The organism is Pseudomonas sp. H1_F01 (genome assembly GCF_054681425.1).
Genome location: NZ_CP162823.1, coordinates 2244675 through 2246634 on the forward strand (window position 1 = coordinate 2244675; position 1960 = coordinate 2246634).

Here is a 1960-nt window from a genome sequence, read left to right on the forward strand (position 1 = left end):
GTCATCGACCGTCGCCCTAGCGCGTCGCGACCATGAACACCCGGGGAAACGGCAGCAGCACCGTTCCATCCTCCAGGGTGGGATAAGCCTGTTCGATCGCCTTGAGGTACTGCGCCAGATACTGCTTGCGTTGCGTCTCATCCAGAGGTTCGAGAAACGGCCGCAAGCCGCTGCCCTTGAACCATTCCACCACGCCTGCGGCGCCACCGGCCAGGGGGTGATGGTAGGTGGTGCGCCACACATCGACGCGGCTGCAGTGGGGTTTGAGGATCGCGTAATAGGTGCTGGCGTCCTCCACCTCGGTCCGAGAATCAGCCGCCCCGGCCAGTTGGCTGGCCCAAGGCCCGCTTGCTGCGATTTCCCGCATCAGGCGGTGGGAGGGCTGGTGCAGGGTATCGGGCATCTGGATCGCCAGGCTGCCACCGGGGGCGAGTTTGCCCACCAGCGAGGGCAGCAGGGTGGCATGGTCGGGCAGCCATTGCAGCACGGCGTTGGCGAAGATCACGTCGAACGGCCCGGGTTCATCCCATTGGCCGATGTCGGCGGTGTCGAACGCCACGGCGGGCAGGCGTTTGCGTGCGGCGTCGACCATGTCGCTGGAACTGTCCAGGCCGCGCACCGTGGCGCTGTTGAAATGTTCCACCAGCAGCTCGGTGGAATTGCCCGGGCCGCAACCCAGGTCGATCACCGAGCCGGCCTGGGTGGGAGGAATGGCGGCGAGCAGGTCTCGGGACGGACGGGTGCGTTCCTGTTCGAAGGCGACGTATTGCTTGGCGGACCAGCCCATGGCGTTCTCCTGTGTGGTGCAGTGTTCGAGGTATCGCCAGTATAAGGTCGGGTGGGAAGATGAACCGCGTTATCGTTCATCGCGGGCAAGCCTTGCTCCCACAAGGTGCTGTCATCTCGTAGCGAACGTCACGGTTTTGACTAAATCGGTGGGTTACGATTTCGTTATCTTCTTTACACGACCGATCGGAGAAAACCGCAGTGACCCAACTGACCCTGCTGTGCCTGCCTTATTCCGGCGCCAGCGCGATGGTGTACAGCCGCTGGCGGCGCAAGTTGCCGCAATGGCTGCACGTGCAGCCGGTGGAACTGCCGGGGCGCGGGGCGCGCTTCGACGAGCCGCTGCACACCGACATGGGGCTGTTGGCGATGCAACTGGCGCGGGAATTGTCCGCGACGCTCCAGGCCCCTTACGCCTTGTTCGGTCACAGCCTGGGCGCGCTGCTGGCCTGCGAGATCGGCCATGCCCTGCGTGAGCTCGGCTGCCCGGAACCGGTGGCGCTGTTTGCGTCCGGCACCGCAGCGCCGACGATGCGCGCCGACTATGACCGCGGTTTCGCCGAGCCGAAAACCGACGCTGAACTGATCGAGCAACTGCGCACCCTCAACGGCACCAGCGAAGAGATATTGGCCAATGAAGAGCTGATGGCCCTGACCTTGCCGGTCCTGCGGGCCGACTTCCTGCTGTGCGGACGTTTCCAGCCGCGGCTGCGACCACCGCTCAACTGCCCGGTGCATGTGCTCGGCGGCACCACCGACAAGGCCACCACGGAGCAACTGATTGGCTGGCGCCAGGAAACCACGGGCAGCTTTTCGGTGGACATGCTGGCCGGTGGGCACTTCTTCATTCATGAGCACGAGGCCAAGGTGCTGCGGCTGATCAAGGATCAGTTGAGCGTGCATCATCGGCGGCATGGGTTGGCCATCAGCGCCTGATCCACTGGGCCCGTGACGATCGTTCCCACGCTCCTGCGTGGGAATGCCGCCCCGGACGCTCTGCGTCCTCTGTGTGACGCAGAGCGTCACCGGGTGCGTTCCCACTCAGAGCGTGGGAACGATCAGAACCTCTCTTTCTGACACAAATTCTCAAACGCTAATTTTTCCGGTCTGCATTCGTTTTATAGGGACGACTTGCCTTTGTGCCTTGTGCCCACTGATTCCGGATACCCCAGAA

2 protein-coding genes are annotated in these 1960 nt (G+C 63.5%); one reads left to right on the forward strand and one right to left on the reverse strand.

Going from position 1 to position 1960, the window contains the following annotated elements; translation table 11 throughout:
- Positions 1–16: 16 nt before the first annotated feature.
- On the reverse strand, positions 17–787 hold the full coding sequence (tam, locus tag AB4O09_RS10465; RefSeq protein WP_003203979.1) for a trans-aconitate 2-methyltransferase: 771 nt from the start codon (positions 785–787) through the stop codon (positions 17–19).
- 200 nt (positions 788–987) lie between these two features.
- Here tam and AB4O09_RS10470 point away from each other — a divergent pair, with 200 nt between their 5' ends.
- Positions 988–1722, forward strand: coding sequence for a thioesterase II family protein (locus AB4O09_RS10470; protein WP_003203977.1), 735 nt, complete (start codon positions 988–990; stop codon positions 1720–1722).
- Positions 1723–1960: the final 238 nt, after the last annotated feature.

What these genes read in the sequence shown, in the direction of transcription:
- tam (WP_003203979.1), bottom strand. Translation starts at nt 787, where the DNA reads ATGGGCTGGTCCGCCAAGCAATACGTCGCCTTCGAACAGGAACGCACC.